This window comes from Bacillus sp. D7-8 (genome assembly GCF_052055895.1).
Classification (GTDB): domain Bacteria; phylum Bacillota; class Bacilli; order Bacillales; family Bacillaceae; genus Bacillus; species Bacillus velezensis.
In genome coordinates this window covers 2,404,781-2,425,770 of sequence record NZ_CP179922.1, presented here as the reverse complement: position 1 = coordinate 2,425,770, position 20,990 = coordinate 2,404,781, and the positions used below count along the sequence as shown (strand labels likewise).

Sequence of the window (20,990 nt, the reverse complement as noted above, 5' to 3'; positions counted from 1 at the left end):
GAGGGCCTTATTGGTATTCCTCAATGACGGCAATTTTATTTACCTTTTGGCTGTAGGGATTAAAAGAAATCGTAACAAACACGCCAAATTCTTTTGCGCCATCCCGCAATGTCAAGTGGTATTGCTTGACTGCTTCGTCCGTTCTTTTCCGATCCCACACCTTTTGAATAAATAACGTTTGGGCGAGCGGATATCTTTTTTTAGCTTCCTTTTCTGCTAACTTTTCCCATTTTGATTTATGGTGAACAGCATAATAAGGCACCGTTTCCGCCTGAGCTGTTCCTGAAACCCCGAAAACAAGAAGAGAAAGGCAAATCAGACTTTGTTTGATCATCATTCTTCGTCCTTTCGCTGTATATACTTTCCATTTTGTTCTAGGCACCTCGTTATTTTCTCACGTTTTATTAGAAAAAATTCCAAAAAGGTGTGTAATTTGAAGCAAAACGCTGTTTTTAAAAGATACCATTCTTAAAAACGAACAATTTGACCGATTTTGACATTTTTCAAGACGATAATCCTTGATTATACTTTGTTCATACAGTTCTTTAAAGAGAACGGTTGTCATATTTATTAACAGTTTTACAGGGGGTAAGGCATGTTCCGATTGTTGCGAATGGAAAAAAAGGGCAAGGTGAGATGGCGGATGATGCTATTTTTACGGCTTTCGTTCATTTTTTGCCTGTCCGTGACGATATGTGCTCAGTTCACAGGTGATACAAGTTCCTCCTTCAATGATGTAAAAAGCTTCAGTCTCCAGGTTCAAACGTGCGGAGATTTTCAATATACGGATGACGATTGCCGTTATGACGAACGCTGGGATCAAAGTGATTTACATATAACAAATCAAACTGATACGTCAGGCACCGTGTGTGCGCCGCTTCAGCTCTATGCCGAGCTGGAGAATAAGGGAAAAGAGCGGACTGTTTCTGACTGGAAATGGGAGCTCCATAAAATTGCTTCTCAGCAGCAGCCTTTACGAAACGGCAATGTTGTGGATAAAGGGCTTATTACTGATAAAAAAAGCAAAACGATTTATAAAATTGAGTCAAAGCGGTCTTTGCAGCCGGGCATATACGCATTCAAGGTTTACAAGCCTGAAGGGTATCCGGCGGACGAAGAAAAATTTGAGTGGTCAAAACCGATAAAACTCGTCAAATGCCGGGAACAGACGACCGTTTCCGATCTAAAGAAAACGGAGAAAGAGCCGGCTGAGCCGGTAAAAGAAAGCGGGGAAGAACATGAAAAAAACGCTGAAACTGATCAGTAATATTTTGTATGCCGTCATCTTCAGCTTGATTATTGTGCTGACGTTAACGGTGATTTCGACCCGGGCTTCCGGGGGTGAACCGGCCATCTTCGGCTATACGCTGAAATCCGTGCTGTCGGGTTCAATGGACCCGGAATTTAAGACGGGTTCGCTCATAGCGGTAAAGAAAATTTCTGACGTGAATGACTTAAAAAAAGGGGATGTGATCACCTTTACGCAAGATGACGGAACAGCCGTCACACACAGAATAATCGGGATCACAAAAAAGGACGGGAACCTGCTGTTTGAGACAAAAGGGGACCATAATGCCGCCCCGGATGCCGCACCCGTTCAAGCTGAAAAAGTGGCGGCCCAGTATACGGGATATCAGCTTCCGTATGCCGGATATGTCATCCATTTGGCCAGCCAGCCGATCGGAACGGCGATTCTGTTAATCGTTCCCGGCGTCATGCTTTTGATTTACTCAATAACAGTCATTGTCAGCGCCCTCCGCGATATTGAGCGGAAAACGAAAGCGCTGGAAGAACATGCGAAAAAGGGAACCATCTCCACATGAATACGGTTGCAACCTGGCGACAGGATTTGATAACAAAAATAAAAAGTAAGGGGAGAGTACAAACATGGGTATGAAAAAGAAATTAAGCTTGGGCGTTGCCTCAGCCGCACTCGGTTTAGCATTAGTAGGAGGAGGCACATGGGCCGCATTTAATGATGTGAAGTCGACAGACGCTACATTTGCGTCAGGAACACTTGATTTATCGGCTAAAGAACAATCAGCCAATGTCAATTTGTCAAACTTAAAACCAGGTGATAAATTGACGAAAGATTTTGAATTCAGAAACAATGGTTCACTTGCTATTAAAGAAGTGCTGATGGCTTTGAATTTTACTGACTTTAAAGGAGCAAAGAAAGGAAATGAATCTGCGGAGGATTTCCTCAGTCAGTTTGAAATTACGGTTCTGACAGTCGGTAAAGAAGGGGGCAACGGCTATCCTAAAAATATCATTTTGAAGGCGGCCAGCCTGAAAGACTTATACTTAATGTCAACAAAACAGGATAAAGCAGCTGCCGAAGCGATCAGCAAGCACATTGATCCGAAATTCCTGAGTGAGAGCGGAAAAGTCAATGTAGCAACCATTAACGGCAAAACAGCTCCTGAGTACGACGGAGTTCCGAAAACGCCTGCTGATTATGACCAGGTGAGAATGGAAATCCAATTTAAAAATGACACCGCAAAAACTGCGGACGGATTAAGTGTGCAAAACAAGTTCCAAGGCAATGCGATTTCTCTTCAATTCTCTTTTGAAGCAACGCAATGGAACGGCTTGACCATTACGAAAGATCATACGGATAAAGACGGTTACGTCAAGGAAAATGAAAAGGCTCACAGTGAGGATAAAAACTAATCCGAAAGTCGGACAGTTAAAAGAGGAGTTGTGCACATATGGCGGCACTACTCCTCTTTTTGCGCTTTTCTCCATTTTTGATAATCTAAAAATTCACGAAATTGTTTTTTTGATACCCCGGATGTCATCGCATCGCGAACCAATTTCTCCCATTCACTATCTAATTGACCATCGTATTCGGTTTCATGTTTTTCATCAAGTAAAGTATGAACCGAGACGTCCAGAACAGCGGAGACTTTTTCGAGAAATTGAATGGAGGGGTTCGTCTGTAAATTTCGTTCTATTGAGCTTAAATAAGACTTCGCTACCCCAGCTTTTTCAGCTAGTTCTGATAGTGAGTAGCCTTTTTCTTTTCGGTATTGTTTAATACGCTGGCCAATCAATGTCATCACCTTCCTTGTGATATTATAGCACATTCAGAAAGGATTTACGGTATGACTTCTGGCTGCCTGGATATGTTGAGAAGACTTTTTATGCGAAAGCAGGTATTTGCGTATTTCTTCTAGGCTGATATTTGCTTTTTGGGCTTCTAATATCAGCTCAACCCATTCCTTATCTAATTGTGAAAATTCCATTTTTGCATTTTTCATGCATTTTCTCCTCCTAAAATACTTGTTTATGTATTTCAGCCAATCCGCCCATGACCTTATCTTTACATGTCTGGAAGTGATTCATCGCATGCGAAACGCCAGAAATTTTTTCTATATACTTTTATTATAATATAGAATTTCCAGAAAAAACGGGAAAGGTGTCGAATGGATAACGCTTATCCAGAAAAATTACTTTGCAGGAAAAATAAACCGCCGTTTTCAATCTGAATGTGAATTTTCGGCTGATATAAGGCTTTCAGCGCTTGTTTTTCCAAATGGTATTCCTCAGGTTTTTCCTCTGTCTGCTCATAAAACTGATCGAGCAGCCTGAGGTCCTTTTTCCATCTGGCGATCGCGCTGTCAGCCCAGTCTGACGGCTCTTTGGCGGCAGCGTCTTTTAAGTAATGCTCCATTCTTTTAATTCCGCTTTCCGGCTTAATCATCGGCGATATGGTAAAGCAATAGTCTGATATTTGCGAGGTCAGCGGAAGCGGTGCAAGCTTCTGCTGAAACCCTTCTATAATTGTTCCAGAAACAAGATGCAGGCCTAAAGACAAAAGTCTGTCTTTTTTCATGTCGGATTGGTATGAAATCACTACATTTAATCCAAGCCAGGGCTGAAGCGGCACTCTGGCTCCGGCTGATACAATTTTCTCATATATTCTTGTAAATCTCCCATTTTGTTTAACTGCTTGAAAGATTTGAAAGAGGCGCGGGGCTCCAAAGTAAATAAATTCGCCGTCCATATCCTCCGGAGCCGTTTCTTTATCAGTGATGAACGTAATCTTCATCGGGTTCGGTTCGCCGCCCGTTTTTTCACACCAATGCCAATAAAACGGGCGGTTCATAATTTGTTTGTCCATCTCGACCGTCAACTGAACCGTCATAAAACCCGGCCCGTGTTCTGTAATCGGACAGTGGTTCGCTTCAAAAAAGCGCAGTAAAAATTCGTGAACCTCCTGCTGTCTCATGTCGCGCTTCCTCCTTTTAGATTAAGATCCTTTTTTTCTGGCGGGATTTTCCGTACCGTACGACAGAAAAGAGGTGAGATTGTCCATTTTGATTCTCATTTCTTCCTCTGTCAGCGAATGGCATAAAATATCATGCAAATGGTCTTCAAAATTGCTCACTTTGATTTTTGTTAAGATGTCATCTAATTCTCCGACGACATTTTCAAATAAATGAATTTTGTCATACAGAAGTTTTAAAATATGCTCTTCCACCGTATGTTTTGTCGCCATATTGTAGATATGGACATCTCTTTCCTGACCTAGTCTGTGAATCCTTCCGATTCTTTGTTCAAGCCGCATCGGGTTCCACGGGAGGTCATAATTGATAATATGGTTGCAGAATTGCAGGTTGATCCCTTCGCCTCCGGCTTCTGTAGCGATCAGCACCTGCACTTTGCCGCGGAAGAGATCCTTCATCCAGTCTTTTTTTCCGCGTTTAAATCCGCCTCTGAACGGAACGGAGCTTATGCCGTTCTGCTGAAGGAACCATTGCAGGTAAATCTGTGTCGCCCTGTATTCAGTAAAAATAATGACTTTATCATTAATCTTTTGGATCAAGTCAACAACTTGAATCGCTTTTGAGTTTTGCGTGACTTGATTGATGCGGTCCATTAAATTAGCGATCGTCTGATCATCGAATGCGGGCGCTTGTTTGTCTTTTTGGTCAAGCATTTTTTTGAGCGTCATATACACGGCTTCCCTGCTTGAACAGCATTCTCTTTGCAGCGTCATAATGGAAAATGCGCTTGCGGGCTTTTCCGTGCCGTTTTTCAGTGCGACGATGTCATCGTAAAGCGCCTGTTCCGTCGGTGAAAAGGTGATCGGCACTGTTTCCACGTGGCGCTTCGTCCATGTAAGGCCGGTGTCGCTCCGCGTGTTGCGGATCATCACTTTATTGACGAGCTCTTTCAAATGCTCATGAGCGTCAATCCCGTCCTTCTGATTGAAGGTTTCTTGAAATCCGCTTTCGTTTCCTAAATGGCCGGGCTTTAACAGTGACACTAAATTAAAGATTTCTTCGATCCGGTTTTGAATCGGCGTCGCCGTCAAAAGCAGGCAGTATTTCTTCACAAGACTTCTCGCAAATTCATAATTTTTCGTTTTGCTGTTTTTGAGCTTGTGCGCCTCGTCAATAATGACGAGATCATACGGAATAGAAAGGACAATGTCTTTGTGAGGCGAGCGTTTGGCCGTATCAATAGAAGAAACGACGATATCGCACTGTTCCCACACATAGCTTTTCTTCTGTTCAACAGCGGGTATTAAAAACTTCTCCTGAAGCTCTTTCACCCACTGGGAAACGAGTGATGCCGGCACAAGAATCAGGATTTTTTTGGCCAGCCCGCGAATCATATATTCTTTTAAAATCAGGCCCGCTTCCACCGTTTTTCCGAGCCCTACTTCATCAGCCAAAATCGCCTTGCCGTTCATTTTTTCAACGACTTTCTGTGCGACCTCAAGCTGATGGGGAAGCGGAGTGAAATTGGGCAGGTATAAAGGAGCCCTCAACCCTTCAAATTCAGGAATGGCAAGGGTCTGCTGGACTTCAGCCGACAGTTTGTACATCTCCCAATTTGACCAGGGACCGTCCGTTTTCAGCCGCTCAGAAAACTCTCCCGGCCAGTTTGCATCAAATATGATCTCTGCTGTCATATGTAACAAAACCGCCTTTCTTTTAAAAAACTGATTTATCATAATTTTTGTTGCCGGACGTAAATGAGGGTGGTAGGATATAAGTAATGATTTCACTAAAAGATATTGCTTTAGTATGTCCATAAAATTGGTAAATATGAGCGAATGACAGCAAGGGGAGAGACTCGGACGAAAGATGGGCGTCCGGGCGCCGAAGGAGCAAACTGCGGAGTGAATCTCTCAGGCAAAAGAACTCTTGCTCGACGCAACTCTGGAGAGTGTCTGCACTTAGAAGCAGCAGACCACCAAAGGGGACGTCTTTATGATATGTTCATAAAGTAAACTTTCAGGTGCCGGGACAGAGAAACCTTCATTTTCATGAGGTGTTTCTCTGTCCTTTTTTATATGTTTTTACAATGCGCCAATGACTGAAGGGGGAAGATGATGCTGAAACGAACACCGCTTTATGACGTGTATAAAGAATACGGCGGAAAAACGATTGATTTTGGAGGATGGGAGCTGCCGGTTCAATTTTCTTCTATTAAAGAGGAGCATGAAGCCGTCCGTACAAAAGCGGGCCTGTTTGATGTGTCCCATATGGGGGAAGTCGAAGTATCCGGTAAAGACGCCCTGTCTTTTCTGCAAAAAATGATGACAAATGACGTTGCCGATTTAAAGCCGGGAAACGCGCTTTATACCGCCATGTGTTATCCTGACGGCGGTACGGTCGATGACTTGCTGATCTATCAGAAAAGCGAGAGCTGCTATCTGCTCGTGATTAACGCGTCTAATATTGAAAAAGACATCGCTTGGCTGACGGAACATACGGAAGGCGACGTCACGCTGACGAATCAGTCTGACGGGATTTCACTGCTTGCCGTTCAGGGGCCGAATGCTCAGTCGGTTCTTGCGAAGCTGACTGAATGTGATTTGTCCTCCTTAAAGCCGTTTACATTTATTGATAAGGCGGACGTTGCCGGACGCCAAGTCCTGCTTTCAAGAACAGGCTATACCGGTGAAGACGGATTTGAGTTATATTGCCGCAATGAAGATGCGGTTCATCTATTTAAGGAGATACTTGCAGCGGGAGAGCATGAAGGCCTCGTTCCGTGCGGTCTCGGCGCCCGTGATACGCTGAGATTTGAAGCGAAGCTTGCTTTATACGGTCAGGAATTGACGAAAGATATTACACCGATTGAAGCCGGAATCGGATTTGCCGTGAAACACAAGAAAGATTCCGATTTTTTCGGGAAATCAGTATTGCGCGAACAGAAAGAAAAAGGAGCCCCGCGAAAGCTGGTCGGACTTGAGATGATTGAAAAAGGGATTCCGAGACACGGATACGCCGTGAAAAAAGACGGTGTTCCGATCGGTGAAGTCACGACAGGCACGCAATCTCCGACTTTAAAGAAAAATATCGGCCTTGCCTTAATCAAAACGGAATTCAGTGAAGTCGGAACGGAAGTAGAAGTGGAAATCCGTAAAAAAACGGTAAAAGCGAAGATTGTCCGCACACCGTTTTATAAACGTCCAAAACAGAGCTGAAAAAGGAGAGTCATATGAAGCATCGATATTTGCCCGCGACAGAACAGGATAAAAAAGAAATGCTGAAAGCCATCGGCGCAGAAACAATTGATGAACTGTTTGCCGATATTCCGGAAAATGTACGGTTTCAAAAAGACTACCAAATTAAAAAAGCAAAATCAGAAACAGAGCTGACGAGAGAGCTGACAAAGCTTGCGGCGAAAAATAAAGACGCTGTTACATATGCATCTTTTCTGGGCGCAGGAGTGTACGATCACTACCAGCCGGTTATCGTCGATCATGTGATATCCCGATCAGAGTTTTACACGGCATATACGCCTTACCAGCCTGAAATCTCACAAGGAGAGCTGCAGGCGATTTTTGAATTTCAAACGATGATCTGTGAATTAACGGGAATGGATATCGCAAACTCCTCTATGTACGACGGGGGAACGGCGCTGGCGGAAGCGGCGATGCTTGCGTCGGGACATACGAAAAAGAAAAAAATCGTCATTTCCGCAGCCGTTCATCCGGAATCGCGGGATGTTTTGAAAACATACGCAAAGGGCCAATATATTGAGGTTGTAGAGGTGCCCGCGAAAAACGGCGTCACAGATCTTGAAGCATTGGAACATGCCGTTTGTGATGAAACGGCCGCCGTGATCGTCCAGTATCCGAACTTCTTCGGACAAATCGAGCCGTTAAAGGACATTGAGCCGCTCGCACATAAAGGAAACAGCCAGCTGATTGTTTCTTCAAACCCGCTCGCGCTCGGTATTTTGACACCGCCCGGGGCATACGGAGCTGATATCGTCGTCGGGGACGCGCAGCCTTTCGGCATACCTGCGGCGTTCGGCGGCCCGCACTGCGGCTATTTTGCAGTAACGAAAAAACTGATGAGAAAGGTTCCGGGCCGGCTTGTCGGCCAAACGGAGGATGAAAACGGGCGAAGAGGTTTTGTTCTCACTCTTCAGGCGCGCGAGCAGCATATCAGAAGAGACAAAGCCACGTCTAACATTTGTTCAAATCAGGCGCTGAATGCTTTAGCGGCTTCAGCCGCGATGACGGCGCTCGGAAAAAACGGCGTCAAAGACATGGCCCGCCAAAATATATTGAAAGCTGATTACGCGAGACGCCAAGCGGAAAAAGCCGGCTTGCACGTAGCATTTGACGGCCCGATATTTAATGAATTTGCCGTCAGGCTGAATCTTCCCGTCAAGGAAGCAAACCGGCGGCTCCTGCAAGACGGCATAATCGGCGGATATGACTTAGGCCTTGCGTATCCGGAACTGAATCAGCATATGCTCATTGCCGTCACAGAGCTGAGAACAAAAGAAAAGATCGATTCGCTTATTGCGAGATTGGGGGATCAACATGAATAATCAAGATCAGGCGCTTATTTTTGAAATGTCCCGCGAAGGGCGTATCGGTTACAGCCTTCCGGAGCTTGATGTGCCGGAAACAGAGCTTGAAAGCCTTCTTCCCGGTGACTATATCCGCGATGAAGACGCAAAGCTGCCGGAAGTATCAGAGCTCGATATTATGCGGCATTATACCGCTCTTTCTAAGAGGAACCACGGAGTTGATTCAGGCTTTTATCCGCTCGGCTCCTGTACGATGAAATACAATCCGAAATTAAATGAAAAAATTGCCCGGATCGCAGGTTTTTCCGCCATTCATCCGCTTCAGGACGAGGACACGGTTCAGGGGGCGCTTGAGCTTTTATACGATTTAAGCGGACACTTGGAGGAGATTACGGGCATGGACGAGGTGACGCTGCAGCCTGCGGCGGGCGCTCACGGCGAATGGACCGGCCTGATGATGATCCGCGCCTACCACGAAGCGCGGGGAGACTTCGGACGGACGAAAGTGATTGTCCCTGATTCAGCCCACGGTACGAATCCGGCATCCGCCACGGTCGCCGGTTTTGAAACGATTACCGTTAAGTCAAATGAGCACGGGCTGGTTGACATTGAAGATTTGAAAAGAGCAGTAAACGAAGAAACAGCGGCGCTGATGCTGACGAATCCGAACACCCTCGGGTTATTTGAGGAAAACATTACGGAAATGGCTGAAATCGTCCATCAGGCCGGCGGAAAGCTTTATTATGACGGAGCGAATTTAAATGCCGTTTTAAGTAAAGCAAGACCGGGAGATATGGGATTTGACGTCGTTCACCTTAATCTGCATAAAACATTTACCGGGCCGCACGGCGGGGGAGGACCGGGCTCAGGTCCGGTCGGAGTGAAAAAAGAATTCATTCCGTATCTGCCGAAACCCGTTCTCACGAAAAAAGAGGGCCGTTTGACTTTTGACTATGATCGGCCGCAGTCGATCGGGCGCGTAAAACCTTATTACGGCAACTTCGGCATTAATGTCAGAGCCTACACGTATATCCGTTCCATGGGGCCTGACGGCTTAAAAGCTGTGACCGAAAACGCGGTTTTAAATGCAAATTATATGATGAGAAGACTCGCGCCTTATTATGATCTCCCGTATGACCGTCATTGCAAGCATGAATTTGTGTTATCGGGAAGAAGGCAGAAAAAGCTCGGCGTTCGAACGCTTGATATTGCCAAACGGCTTTTGGATTTCGGCTATCATCCGCCGACTGTGTATTTTCCTCTCAATGTTGAAGAAAGCATTATGATCGAACCGACGGAAACGGAATCAAAGGAAACGCTAGATGCGTTTATAGATGCCATGATTCAAATTGCGCGGGAAGCGGAGGAATCGCCTGAAATCGTTCAGGAAGCGCCCCATACAACAGTTGTCAAAAGAATGGATGAAACCAAGGCGGCAAGAAAGCCCGTTTTAAAATACGAACGTACACTTGACGGCAGCCGCTGACACGGTGTAAAAAAAGAGCTGTCCGTTTTATACGGAAGCTCTTTTTTATGATTAGTTTTTTGCTTTAATTTTTCCGCCCCATTTTTTAAATCCGCCTTTCAGGTTGTAAATATCTTTACAGCCGTGTTTGCGGAGCGTCTGTGCCGCGCGTCCGCTGCGGACATTGTTTTGGCAGTACAGATAAACGGGTTTATCAGGACGGATTTCACTTTTGCGCTGTTTCAGCTGTGACAGCGGAATGTTGCGCGCGCCGAGAATATGGCCGCCTTCAAATTCATTCGGTTCACGGACGTCAATCAGCTGCGCTTTTCTGTAGCCCGCGCGGAATTCCTCTTCCGTAAGTGTTTTCATTAAACGCTGCTGGTAAAAATACGACACGATCATATAAACGATAAACGCCGCAACAATAATTAAAGCAATCATATTAGACAATGCGATTCTACTCCTTTAGCTTATAAAATAAAACCCTGCTTCCTGAAAACAAGGCTTACCGGACGTTTTGGGACAAATACTATTATAGTAAAGCATGAAGCGATTGTCATCCTTAATGAAACGAAATATTTTTCATTTTCAAGGCAGTTTGTTAAACTGATTTTATTAAAACGATAAAGAAGGGTTCAGTGTATGGAAAAAGAAACATGGCGGTTTATTGACTCAGGGAATGAAAGCCCGGCATTTAACATGGCGCTGGATGAAGCGCTTTTATATTGGCACAGCCAAAAAAAAATTCCTCCGGTGATCCGTTTTTACGGCTGGAATCCGGCAACTTTGTCTGTCGGGTATTTTCAAAATATTAAGAAGGAAATTAACTTTGACGCAGTACATAAACACGGCCTCGGGTTTGTCAGAAGACCGACAGGCGGACGGGGTGTTCTGCATGATAAAGAATTGACATACAGCGTAATCGTTTCAGAGGATCACCCGGAAATGCCGGCCACGGTGACAGAGGCGTACCGGGTGATTTCAGAAGGTATTCTGCAGGGATTCAGAAACCTTGGACTTGATGCCAACTTTGCGATTCCGCGAACGGAGAAAGAAAAAGAAAGCTTGAAAAATCCGCGCTCGTCCGTCTGCTTTGATGCGCCTTCGTGGTATGAACTGGTCGTCGAAGGACGGAAAGTTGCCGGAAGCGCACAGACACGCCAAAAAGGCGTCATTCTTCAGCACGGTTCCATCCTGCTTGACATTGATGAGGATAAGCTGTTTGATCTGTTTTTATATCCGAGCGACAGAGTCCGTGAGCGCATGCAGCGGAATTTCAAAAACAAGGCGGTAGCCATCAACGCCTTAGCACCGAAACGGGTAACGATGGATGAGGCCAGAATCGCTTTTAAAGCCGGTTTTGAGGAAGGGCTGAACATTCATCTTGAGCCTTACACACTCACGTCTGAAGAGCTTGCATTTGTCAATGAGCTGGCTGAGACGAAATACGCGTCTGATGAATGGAATTATAAGCGCTGATAAGGCTTGACAGACCGGAAGCATCCTTGTTTTTTCATGACCGTTAGTGTAAACTTGTAATGGTTTATAAAGTTAAGGTGCTTTTTGGGAGGGTTACTTATGACAACACCAAGTATGGAAGATTATATTGAACAGATTTATATGCTGATAGAAGAAAAAGGATATGCACGGGTTTCTGATATCGCGGAAGCTTTGGCAGTCCACCCCTCCTCTGTAACGAAAATGGTTCAAAAACTAGATAAAGACGAGTATTTGATTTATGAAAAATATCGCGGGCTCGTATTGACGTCAAAAGGCAAAAAGATCGGCAAACGGCTCGTATACAGACACGAATTGCTTGAGCAGTTTTTAAGAATCATTGGTGTTGATGAAGAGAAGATTTACAATGATGTTGAAGGAATCGAACATCATCTGAGCTGGAACAGCATTGACCGCATCGGCGACCTCGTTCAGTATTTCGAAGATGACGAAAGCCGGAAAAAAGAATTGAAATCCGTACAGAAAAAAACCGAAAATCCCGGTGAATAAAGGGCAGCCCGAAATGGGGCGCCCTTTTTTTAATGTCTTCATTCTTTGGTCTATTTCGCCCAACCGTTTCTTAAAATAATAATACACCTTGAGATGGAAGGGAGAGGGCGCGCTATGCAGATTGACGGCGTATTTTCGGGCGGGGGGATAAAGGGGGTGGCGCTTGCCGGCGCTTATGAAGCGCTGGAAGAAAAGGGCTTTCGCTTTGAAAGACTCGCCGGAACAAGCGCCGGCGCAATTATTGCCGCATTTATCGCTGCGGGCTATACGAGCAGAGAGGTTCATTCCATCATAGATGAGGTTGACGGAAGGCAATTGCTTGATCAGAGATACTCATTCCTCCCGCTGAAAATCCTGCGGTGGGTGTCGATATATTGGCGCCTCGGACTATACAGAGGCGATATGCTGGAAAAATGGATTGCGGATAAATTAAAAGCGAAGGGCATCATCGCGTTCGGCGATTTGAAAAAAGGCTCGCTCCGTCTCATCGCTTCAGATCTGACGAACGGAACGATGATCGTGCTTCCTGACGATCTTCCCCGCTACGGATTAAATCCGGAGATGTTCCCGGTTGCCAGAGCCGTCAGAATGAGCTGCAGCATTCCTTATTTTTTTGAACCGATAAAACTGAAGACAGAAAAAGGCACCTCAACGGTCGTTGACGGCGGCGTGTTAAGCAATTTCCCGATTTGGCTGTATTCAAAAGAACGCAAACGGCCGGTCATCGGAATTTCGCTTTCGCCCAACGAAAAAGAGCGCCCGAAAAAATCAATCCGCAACGCTTTTGAGCTGTTCGGGGCTTTGTTTGAAACGATGAAAGACGCTCATGATGCCAGGCATATCGCGACAAAGTACGAACAGAATATTATTTTTATTCCGGTGGAACATGTGATGGCGACGGAGTTTCATCTCACACCGCAAAAAAAACTAGCTCTCATTGAGCTAGGAAAAAGCAGAACAGAGCAATTTTTGAAGCAATGGAGCTATTAAAAAAGCGCTCTGTTTTTCTTTTTATTCTTTTTGCCTTCTATGACGGTAAGCTGGGTCTGGCTTTTTTTCTTAAGAATCATCGGCTTCGGTCTGCTGCTGCTCGGCACGCTCCGCAAATGGCTGACCCGGCCTCTGTGTCCGGCGCGGTGCTTCGCTTTTTGCTCCTTCATTCGGAGCCGCGATTGTCTGGCCGCTTTTCTGAAAGCGGTTCCGTCACGGCCGGTGCGGCGGTTCAGGACCGTCCTCACGATAAAATAAATAATGATGCCTGCGATAATAACGGTGATCGCTCTTGAAATCATCTGCCCGGGGTTGGTTACCGCCGCATAAATGAAACCGAATGCGCCAAGCGCTATCAATACAGCAAAAAAAGGTTGTACACGATGATTCATAACTGCCCACCTCCAAAATAATAACGGTAACGGTTCAGATTACGTTGTGAGACGGTTTTTCGCTCTGTTCTGAAATGTCTTCCAGTCTGAGAAGCTCGTTAAAGCTTTCTATGGCAACCTCGACCTGGTCATCCGCCGGTTCCTTTGTCGTTAAAAGCTGCAGCCACAGGCCGGGATAACCGAGCACTTTCAAAACGGGGATATTCCGCACTCTGTTCGTCAGCTGGAGCACTTCAAAGGAGATGCCGAGAACGACCGGTATAAGCGCAATCCTGTCTAAAATCCGCACCCAAAGCGGATCTGTCGGAACGAGTAAATAGACGAACATGCCGACAATGATCGTAAATAAAATAAAGCTTGAACCGCAACGGTAATGAAGCCGTGACTGCTTCTGAACATTTTCTATTGTAATTGGCAAATTCTGTTCATAACAGTTTATGACCTTATGTTCGGCTCCATGATATTGAAACACTCTTTTAATTAACGGCGTCATTGATAAAAAATAAATGTAGCCGAGAAGCAGAATAAGCTTAAACAGACTTTCGATTCCGATCTGCGCGGCGTCTGAGGAAAATACGGGCCTTACAAGCTCCGCTAAGAAGACCGGGACGAGCGTAAAAACGAATTTGCTGAACAAAAACGACAGAACGCCGATCACCGCCAGGCTGAAAAACATCGATAAGCCCGAACCCTTCTTATCTTCCTGCTCCAGCTTGGCGTCATCTTGAGGATCAAGCCCGTAACGTTCGCTGGAAAAGTTTAAATGCTTTGTGCCGTTGGCGCTCGCCTCAATGATGGCGACGATTCCCCGCAAAAAAGGAATCTTTTTTAAAGCCGAAAGCTTGGCGTTCGGCACTCTCGGAAGCTTGAAAAAATCAATGCTTCCGTCATTCCTGCGGATGGCGGTAACATAATTTTTTCTGCCGCCGAACATGACCCCTTCAACGACAGCCTGCCCGCCGTAAGCAGGGGGCGTTTTTTGTTTGGACATTGTTTATCAACCTGCCTGTTTTTTTAGGATTTACTAACCATTTCCTTTCACTCTATTGTACAGGAAACCGCGGTAAACCTCTAGTTAGACAGCCGGAAAATCAATGCTTTTTCTACATGCAGTATACCCCGTTTCTTTAGATTTTACTCATTGAATGAAAATATGGCGCAGTTTTTTATGACTTTTCAATTTTGGGGCAGTCTATGACTGGAGGTGCCATGATGACAAGCGAAAAACATTCAGAACAGGAAGAAAAAAAGAAGCAGGATGATGATCAGCAGCCTGTTTCATTTACCGGCAGAATTTGCGGTATCGGATTTGCCGGCGGTGTATTTTGGAGTTTGATCGGCTATCTCGGGTATGTCTTTCATTTTTCAGAGATCAGCCCCAACATGATTCTTCAGCCGTTTATGATCGGAGAATGGAAAAAACAATGGCTCGGCACGATGGTCAGCATCGTTGTCATCGGATTCATTTCAATTGCCGGGGCGTTTATTTATTTCGTCTGCCTGAAGCGTTTTAAAACCATGTGGCCGGGGATGGTGTACGGCGTCATTTTATGGTGTGCGGTTTTTTTCTTATTCAATCCGATTTTCGAAGATGTGAAATCCGTCACTGAATTGAAATCAGATACAATCGTGACGACGCTTTGCCTTTACATTCTGTACGGTTTGTTTGTCGGCTACTCAATTTCCTTCAACTACAATGAACTTACGTCAGACAAGCTTGCAAGGGCGCTTGGCAACAAGTGAATAAGTGTATAATCCCTGTCCGGTATGGTAAAATGTTCACGAGAAGTGAACATTTTTTATGCTGAAAACCGGGCGGGGATGCTCCCGCGTTGTCAGGCGGCAGTCAAGAATCGGCGAGGAGGAGAAAGGGAATGAAACTTGAGAAATTGCGAAATCTTTTCGGTCAGCTGGATATAGACGGAATGTTGGTGACAAGCTCCGCCAATCTGCAGTATATGACGGGATTTACGGGTTCGTCAGGCCTTGCGGTCATATCGAAAGAACGTGCGGCATTTATCACGGATTTCCGTTACACCGAGCAGGCGAAGACGCAAGTGAAGGGTTTTGACATTATCGAGCACGGCGGAAGCTTAATCCAAACGGCTGCGGATACGATTCTTGAGTACGGCATTAAAAAACTCGGCTTCGAGCAAAACAGCATGACGTACGGAACATATGCATCCTACCAAGCGGTGCTGCAGGAAGCGGAGATGGTTCCCGTCGCGGATTCCGTTGAAAAGTTGCGCTTGATTAAGTCAAGTGAAGAGATTAAGATATTAGAGGAAGCTGCGAAGATTGCGGATGATGCGTTTGAACATATTCTGACGTTTATCAAACCGGGCATCTCAGAGATTTCAGTTGCAAACGAGCTTGAATTTTATATGAGACGTCAAGGAGCAGACGGCTCTTCCTTTGATATGATCGTCGCCTCGGGAGTCAGATCCAGCCTTCCCCACGGAGTGGCAAGCGGCAAATTGATTGAAAAGGGAGACTTGGTCACGCTCGATTTCGGCGCTTATTATAAAGGGTATTGTTCTGATATCACACGCACCGTCGCGGTCGGAGAGCCAAGTGATAAACTGAAAGAGATTTATCAGGTCGTATACGATGCCCAAGCGCTTGGTGTCCTGCATATTAAACCCGGCATGACGGGAAAAGAAGCGGACGCCCTGACGAGGGATCACATCACCGCAAAAGGCTACGGACAGTATTTCGGCCATTCGACAGGACACGGGTTCGGAATGGAAGTCCATGAATCACCGGGGCTGTCTTTCAGGTCATCGGCCGTTCTTGAGCCGGGCATGGCGGTAACGGTCGAGCCGGGCATATACATACCGGATGTTGGGGGCGCAAGAATCGAAGATGATATCATCATCACTGACGACGGCAACCGGACAATTACGCATTCCCCTAAAGAATTAATTATTTTGTGATCGGAATATAGGAGGACATCAAACATGATTTCAGTTAACGATTTTCGTACAGGACTAACGATTGAAGTAGACGGCGGCATTTGGCGCGTCGTTGACTTCCAGCACGTAAAGCCGGGAAAAGGAGCGGCATTTGTCCGTTCTAAATTGCGTAACCTGCGCACGGGCGCTATTCAGGAGAAAACATTCCGTGCAGGTGAAAAAGTCGCGAAAGCGCAAATCGAAACAAAAACGATGCAGTATCTTTATGCCAACGGCGATCAGCACGTGTTCATGGATACAAGCTCATATGAACAGCTTGAATTGAACGAAAACCAAATCGAAGAAGAATTAAAATATCTTCTGGAAAATATGTCTGTGCACATCATGATGTATCAGTCTGAAACGCTCGGTATTGAACTGCCGAACACAGTTGAACTGAAAGTTGTTGAAACAGAGCCGGGAATTAAAGGCGACACGGCGTCAGGCGGCACGAAACCTGCCAAAACGGAAACAGGTCTTGTCGTAAACGTACCGTTTTTCGTGAACGAAGGCGATACGCTGGTTGTAAATACATCAGACGGCTCTTACGTGTCAAGAGCGTAGTCAAAGAAATTCGGAGTCTGCTCCTTTTACGGGGCAGGCTTTTTTTGCGTTCTGCCTGAATCTTTCTTCTATATGAAAATAGTGAGACTACTTCCGTCAGCTAGAGCATATAGTGTAACAAAATGCTTGAAGTTGGGGGATTGCAATGAAATTTTTGTTTGGTTCAATCAATTCTACTGTTTTAACGATGGCCGGTTTACGAGTTTTGTCCTCGCTCATTGAATTATCGGCCGCTATTATCATGCTTTTGACAAACGACATCAGAAAAGCGGTTGTAGTGAATAGTATTTTGGCAATCGTCGGCCCGCTGATCTTTATCATCACAATGACGATCGGCATTTATCAGATTGCCGGACAGCTCTCATATGCAAAATTAATATTGATTTTTGCGGGAGTGGTGCTGATTTTGGCCGGTGTGCATAAATAGAGGGCCGGGGTGTCATAAAGTCTGTCCCGGATCATACATTTTAAAGAAGCCAATCGGTAAAAAAGGAGGAGACTCTATTGAATGAGATTACAGAGGTTCTCCCTGAATTATTGAGAGATGCCATCTCCGCCGTGCCCGAAGAAGCGAGGCGGGATACAGAAGAAATCAGAATCCGCGTCGACAGGCCGGTTGAACTGATCCAAAAAGGACAACCTTTGTATTTGTCATATGTCTGTACGGCCGGCGACGCACAGCTGATCCTCAGCCGGCTCAGCAATTACAGTATGTACACGCTGGAAGAAGAGCTGAAAAAAGGATATATCACAATCAGAGGAGGCCACCGCGTGGGGCTGGCCGGAAGAGTCATCGTCGAAAACGGAGCCGTCAAAGGACTCCGGGATATTACTTCTTTTAATATCCGAATCGCCCGGGAGAAGCTGGGAATCGCAGAACCGCTCATTCCTTTCTTATGGAAAGAAAACTGGCTGAATACGCTGATCATCGGTCCTCCGCAAACGGGGAAAACGACCTTGCTTCGTGATTTGGCCCGGCTTTCCAGCACCGGATCAAAACGCATCCCGGCAAAAAAGACAGGTATCGTAGATGAACGTTCGGAAATTGCCGGCTGCCTGCGGGGCATTCCCCAGCACAGTTTCGGCCGCAGAATCGATGTCCTTGATGCCTGTCCGAAGGCGGAAGGGCTGATGATGATGATTCGCTCTATGAGTCCTGATGTCATAATTGTGGATGAAATCGGGAGAATGGAAGACTCACAAGCGCTGCTGGAGGCGCTTCATGCGGGCGTATCCGTTATCGTATCTGCGCACGGGTGGGACATGAAAGACTTGGTCAAGAGGCCGTCGCTGAAAATGCTTTGGGAGGAAAACGTGTTTGACCGATATGTTGAACTGTCAAGGCGCCGCGGTCCGGGAACGATCAGCAGGATGTACGGAAAGGACGGGGAACCTGTTCCGCATGCTGAAAGCGTGATGACATGCTGAAGCTTTTGGGTGCCGTGTTTATTCTGACAGCGACGACATGGACGGGATTTGAGATCGCCAAAATGTATATAGAAAGGCCGAGGCAGATCCGTCAGCTGCGCGCGGCGCTCCAATCGCTTGAAGCGGAAATCATGTTCGGGCATACACCGCTGCATACCGCCTCGGGACAAATTGCCGCACAGCTTTCCAAACCTGTATCGTTATTGTTTCAAGCTTTCAGCAGAAGGCTAGAGCAGGGAAGCGATTCCGCCAAAACGGCTTGGGAACAGAGCTTGAAAAATAACTGGTCGTCCATGGCGATGAAAAAAAGCGAATATGATGTACTGAAGCAATTCGGAGAGACGCTCGGGCTCCATGACCGTGTTTCTCAGCAGAAACATATCAAGCTTGCGCTTACACATTTGGAAGCGGCGGAAGCGGATGCCGGACGGGCGCAGGCGAAAAATGAAAAAATGGTGAAAAGCTTAGGATTTTTAGCCGGACTGTTACTCATTCTTCTATTGATGTAAACATGAGGGGAGCAAACATAAAATGGGAGTCGACGTAAATGTCATTTTTCAAATCGCCGGAGTCGGTATCGTGGTTGCGTTTCTGCACACCATACTTGACCAAATGGGAAAAAAAGAATACGCCCAATGGGTGACGCTGCTTGGCTTTATCTATATTTTATTTATGGTGGCGACGATTGTCGATGACCTGTTCAAAAAGATCAAAGCTGTGTTTCTATTCCAAGGATAGGGGGGCTTACAGATTGAGATTGTTCAAATTGTAGGTTTAGGCCTGATCGCCACATTTCTCTCCCTGATCGTAAAAGAACAGAAACCGACTTTCGCGTTTATGATTGTCGTCTTCAGCGGCTGCGTGATCTTTCTTTATCTCATCGACCAGATTTACGACATTATCAGAATGATAGAAAAAATAGCCGTCAATGCAAATGTCAATATGGTCTATGTGGAAACCATTTTAAAAATTATCGGCATCGCCTACATCGCTGAATTCGGAGCGCAGCTGACAAAGGATGCGGGCCAGGGAGCGATTGCTTCGAAAATAGAGCTGGCCGGAAAAATTTTGATACTGGTAATGGCCGTGCCGATACTCACCGTCATTATTGAAACGATTCTCGGACTTATTCCTTCTTGATCATAAATAAAATGGAAAGGGGGGCACAAAAAATGAAGCGCTTTCGGTGGGCGGGAGCTTTTTTGTTCATCCTCTTATTTTTTCAGACTGAATGTGTACAAGCTGCCGGAACAGACGGTGCGTCGCAGGAAACCGCAGTTCACCAAGAATCCGCTGATGAAGTGGCGAAAAAGCAGGCCGAAGCGCTGAAAACAGAAGGCATCGGAAAGTTTTGGGACGACATCATGACAGAATACGGCGGTCTTCTGCCTGAAAGCCAAAAGGGAAGCATCATCGACTTTATTAACGGAGAAAAAACGTTCTCACCGGAGGCATGGCTGAAGGCTTTATTTTCATACTTGTTTCATGAAGTGCTCGCAAACGGAAAGCTTCTGGGAACTTTGATTCTTCTCACCATTTTTTGTGTCATTCTGCAGCTCCTGCAAAATGCGTTCCAGCAGAGCACCGTCAGCAAAGTGGCTTATGCAATCGTCTACATGGTGCTGATTATTCTCGCTTTAAACAGCTTTCATGTTGCCGTCAATTATGCCAGTGAAGCGATCCAGACGATGACAAGCTTCATTCTCGCGCTCATCCCGCTTTTACTCGCGCTTTTGGCGTCTTCCGGGGGAGCCGTTTCCGCAGCTTTTTTTCACCCCGTTATTTTATTTCTGATGAATACGAGCGGCCTTCTCATTCAAAACATCGTCATGCCGCTTATCTTCCTGTCAGCGATTTTAAGCATCGTCAGCACGATGACGGATCAATATAAAGTCACGCAGCTTGCCAATCTGCTCAGAAATATCGCGATCGGAGCGCTTGCCGTATTTCTCACCGTGTTTCTCGGCGTCATCTCCGTACAGGGGGCTTCGGCTGCCGTGACGGACGGGATTACGCTCAGGACTGCAAAATTTATAACAGGCAATTTTATTCCCGTACTCGGCCGGATGTTTACGGATGCGACGGATACGGTCATCAGCGCCTCGCTCCTATTAAAAAACACCGTGGGAATCCTCGGAGTCGGAATTTTGATCTGCATCTCCGCGTTTCCGGCGATCAAAGTGCTCTCGCTCGCTTTTATTTATAAGCTCGCGGCCGCTATTCTGCAGCCGCTCGGAGGCGGGCCCGTCATTACGTGCCTCGGCGTCATCAGCAGAAGCGTACTGTATATTTTCGCGGCGCTCGCCATCGTCTCTCTCATGTTTTTCCTCAGCATCACAGTCATTATTACAGCAGGCAACCTCACCATGATGATGAAATAAAGGAGGCCCATTG

Annotated in this window: 26 protein-coding genes and 1 riboswitch; of the genes, 18 read left to right on the top strand and 8 right to left on the bottom strand. The window is 46.0% G+C overall.

Annotated features, from left to right (window positions below; translation table 11 throughout):
• Nucleotides 1–7: 7 nt before the first annotated feature.
• Nucleotides 8–337, bottom strand: a complete 330-nt coding sequence (locus tag ACKTRM_RS11710; RefSeq protein WP_012117979.1) for a DUF3889 domain-containing protein — start codon at nt 335–337, stop codon at nt 8–10.
• Nucleotides 338–595: 258 nt separating this feature from the next.
• Here ACKTRM_RS11710 and tapA point away from each other — a divergent pair, with 258 nt between their 5' ends.
• The 3 genes from tapA to tasA all read left to right on the top strand — a co-directional run bounded on the left by tapA (nt 596) and on the right by tasA (nt 2,673).
• Nucleotides 596–1,267, top strand: coding sequence for an amyloid fiber anchoring/assembly protein TapA (gene tapA / locus ACKTRM_RS11705; protein WP_012117978.1), 672 nt, complete (start codon nt 596–598; stop codon nt 1,265–1,267).
• Nucleotides 1,239–1,823: a signal peptidase I SipW gene (gene sipW, locus ACKTRM_RS11700; RefSeq protein WP_012117977.1), complete on the top strand. Its 585-nt coding sequence runs from the start codon at nt 1,239–1,241 to the stop codon at nt 1,821–1,823. Before tapA ends, sipW begins: the two co-directional genes overlap by 29 nt.
• A gap of 64 nt (nt 1,824–1,887) precedes the next feature.
• Complete coding sequence (tasA, locus tag ACKTRM_RS11695) at nt 1,888–2,673, top strand: biofilm matrix protein TasA (RefSeq protein ID WP_007408329.1); 786 nt, start codon at nt 1,888–1,890, stop codon at nt 2,671–2,673.
• A gap of 47 nt (nt 2,674–2,720) precedes the next feature.
• Here the strand turns inward: tasA and sinR are convergent, their stop codons facing one another.
• From sinR to ACKTRM_RS11675, 4 genes are all read right to left on the bottom strand, one after another.
• Complete coding sequence (sinR, locus tag ACKTRM_RS11690; RefSeq protein ID WP_003153104.1) at nt 2,721–3,056, bottom strand: transcriptional regulator SinR; 336 nt, start codon at nt 3,054–3,056, stop codon at nt 2,721–2,723.
• A gap of 33 nt (nt 3,057–3,089) precedes the next feature.
• Nucleotides 3,090–3,263, bottom strand: coding sequence for an anti-repressor SinI (gene sinI, locus ACKTRM_RS11685; RefSeq protein WP_003153105.1), 174 nt, complete (start codon nt 3,261–3,263; stop codon nt 3,090–3,092).
• Between the two features lie 176 nt (nt 3,264–3,439).
• Nucleotides 3,440–4,234, bottom strand: a complete 795-nt coding sequence (locus tag ACKTRM_RS11680) for a YqhG family protein (RefSeq protein WP_012117976.1) — start codon at nt 4,232–4,234, stop codon at nt 3,440–3,442.
• 21 nt (nt 4,235–4,255) lie between these two features.
• Entirely contained in the window at nt 4,256–5,926 is a 1,671-nt protein-coding gene (locus tag ACKTRM_RS11675; protein WP_012117975.1) for a DEAD/DEAH box helicase, read from the bottom strand.
• Between the two features lie 144 nt (nt 5,927–6,070).
• Nucleotides 6,071–6,171, top strand: a riboswitch (glycine riboswitch).
• 178 nt (nt 6,172–6,349) lie between these two features.
• On the opposite strand from ACKTRM_RS11675, the gene gcvT reads away from it, so the two are divergent.
• Genes gcvT through gcvPB form a run of 3 tightly spaced genes read left to right on the top strand, consistent with a single transcriptional unit; the run spans nt 6,350 to nt 10,279 of the window.
• Nucleotides 6,350–7,450, top strand: coding sequence for a glycine cleavage system aminomethyltransferase GcvT (gene gcvT / locus ACKTRM_RS11670; RefSeq protein WP_012117974.1), 1,101 nt, complete (start codon nt 6,350–6,352; stop codon nt 7,448–7,450).
• 14 nt (nt 7,451–7,464) lie between these two features.
• Nucleotides 7,465–8,811 (top strand): aminomethyl-transferring glycine dehydrogenase subunit GcvPA, encoded by a 1,347-nt coding sequence (gene gcvPA, locus ACKTRM_RS11665; protein ID WP_012117973.1) that lies wholly within the window; start codon nt 7,465–7,467, stop codon nt 8,809–8,811.
• Nucleotides 8,804–10,279, top strand: coding sequence for an aminomethyl-transferring glycine dehydrogenase subunit GcvPB (gene gcvPB, locus ACKTRM_RS11660; protein ID WP_007408334.1), 1,476 nt, complete (start codon nt 8,804–8,806; stop codon nt 10,277–10,279). The genes gcvPA and gcvPB overlap by 8 nt, the downstream gene beginning before the upstream one ends.
• A gap of 51 nt (nt 10,280–10,330) precedes the next feature.
• On the opposite strand, the gene ACKTRM_RS11655 is transcribed toward gcvPB, so the two are convergent.
• Entirely contained in the window at nt 10,331–10,711 is a 381-nt protein-coding gene (locus tag ACKTRM_RS11655; protein WP_007408335.1) for a rhodanese-like domain-containing protein, read from the bottom strand.
• A 192-nt stretch (nt 10,712–10,903) separates the two neighbouring features.
• On the opposite strand from ACKTRM_RS11655, the gene ACKTRM_RS11650 reads away from it, so the two are divergent.
• The 3 genes from ACKTRM_RS11650 to ACKTRM_RS11640 all read left to right on the top strand — a co-directional run bounded on the left by ACKTRM_RS11650 (nt 10,904) and on the right by ACKTRM_RS11640 (nt 13,258).
• Nucleotides 10,904–11,740: a lipoate--protein ligase family protein gene (locus tag ACKTRM_RS11650; RefSeq protein WP_012117972.1), complete on the top strand. Its 837-nt coding sequence runs from the start codon at nt 10,904–10,906 to the stop codon at nt 11,738–11,740.
• Between the two features lie 99 nt (nt 11,741–11,839).
• Nucleotides 11,840–12,268, top strand: coding sequence for a transcriptional regulator MntR (gene mntR / locus ACKTRM_RS11645; protein ID WP_007408338.1), 429 nt, complete (start codon nt 11,840–11,842; stop codon nt 12,266–12,268).
• A gap of 114 nt (nt 12,269–12,382) precedes the next feature.
• Nucleotides 12,383–13,258 (top strand): patatin-like phospholipase family protein, encoded by an 876-nt coding sequence (locus ACKTRM_RS11640; RefSeq protein ID WP_012117971.1) that lies wholly within the window; start codon nt 12,383–12,385, stop codon nt 13,256–13,258.
• Here ACKTRM_RS11640 and ACKTRM_RS11635 read toward each other — a convergent pair.
• Together ACKTRM_RS11635 and ACKTRM_RS11630 are read right to left on the bottom strand one after the other, a co-directional pair.
• The gene (locus ACKTRM_RS11635) at nt 13,255–13,650 is read right to left on the bottom strand and encodes an SA1362 family protein (RefSeq protein ID WP_007408340.1); all 396 of its coding nucleotides are present in this window, start codon (nt 13,648–13,650) and stop codon (nt 13,255–13,257) included. The genes ACKTRM_RS11640 and ACKTRM_RS11635 overlap by 4 nt on opposite strands.
• Before the next feature lie 34 nt (nt 13,651–13,684).
• Nucleotides 13,685–14,641 (bottom strand): DUF1385 domain-containing protein, encoded by a 957-nt coding sequence (locus ACKTRM_RS11630; RefSeq protein WP_003153120.1) that lies wholly within the window; start codon nt 14,639–14,641, stop codon nt 13,685–13,687.
• A 221-nt stretch (nt 14,642–14,862) separates the two neighbouring features.
• On the opposite strand from ACKTRM_RS11630, the gene ACKTRM_RS11625 reads away from it, so the two are divergent.
• The 9 genes from ACKTRM_RS11625 to spoIIIAE all read left to right on the top strand — a co-directional run bounded on the left by ACKTRM_RS11625 (nt 14,863) and on the right by spoIIIAE (nt 20,977).
• Entirely contained in the window at nt 14,863–15,393 is a 531-nt protein-coding gene (locus ACKTRM_RS11625; protein WP_003153121.1) for a YqhR family membrane protein, read from the top strand.
• A 131-nt stretch (nt 15,394–15,524) separates the two neighbouring features.
• A complete protein-coding gene (locus ACKTRM_RS11620; RefSeq protein ID WP_012117970.1) occupies nt 15,525–16,586 on the top strand; it encodes a M24 family metallopeptidase in 1,062 nt (353 codons plus the stop codon).
• Nucleotides 16,587–16,610: 24 nt separating this feature from the next.
• The gene (gene efp, locus ACKTRM_RS11615) at nt 16,611–17,168 is read left to right on the top strand and encodes an elongation factor P (protein ID WP_003153123.1); all 558 of its coding nucleotides are present in this window, start codon (nt 16,611–16,613) and stop codon (nt 17,166–17,168) included.
• Nucleotides 17,169–17,313: 145 nt separating this feature from the next.
• Nucleotides 17,314–17,595, top strand: a complete 282-nt coding sequence (locus ACKTRM_RS11610) for a YqhV family protein (protein ID WP_003153124.1) — start codon at nt 17,314–17,316, stop codon at nt 17,593–17,595.
• 77 nt (nt 17,596–17,672) lie between these two features.
• Nucleotides 17,673–18,596, top strand: coding sequence for a stage III sporulation protein AA (spoIIIAA, locus tag ACKTRM_RS11605; RefSeq protein WP_012117969.1), 924 nt, complete (start codon nt 17,673–17,675; stop codon nt 18,594–18,596).
• Nucleotides 18,590–19,105, top strand: coding sequence for a stage III sporulation protein SpoIIIAB (gene spoIIIAB / locus ACKTRM_RS11600; RefSeq protein WP_012117968.1), 516 nt, complete (start codon nt 18,590–18,592; stop codon nt 19,103–19,105). Before spoIIIAA ends, spoIIIAB begins: the two co-directional genes overlap by 7 nt.
• 22 nt (nt 19,106–19,127) lie before the next feature.
• Entirely contained in the window at nt 19,128–19,334 is a 207-nt protein-coding gene (gene spoIIIAC, locus ACKTRM_RS11595; RefSeq protein ID WP_003153142.1) for a stage III sporulation protein AC, read from the top strand.
• Between the two features lie 12 nt (nt 19,335–19,346).
• The gene (gene spoIIIAD / locus ACKTRM_RS11590; protein ID WP_071392571.1) at nt 19,347–19,736 is read left to right on the top strand and encodes a stage III sporulation protein AD; all 390 of its coding nucleotides are present in this window, start codon (nt 19,347–19,349) and stop codon (nt 19,734–19,736) included.
• A 32-nt stretch (nt 19,737–19,768) separates the two neighbouring features.
• The gene (spoIIIAE, locus tag ACKTRM_RS11585) at nt 19,769–20,977 is read left to right on the top strand and encodes a stage III sporulation protein AE (RefSeq protein ID WP_003153145.1); all 1,209 of its coding nucleotides are present in this window, start codon (nt 19,769–19,771) and stop codon (nt 20,975–20,977) included.
• Nucleotides 20,978–20,990 lie beyond the last annotated feature (13 nt).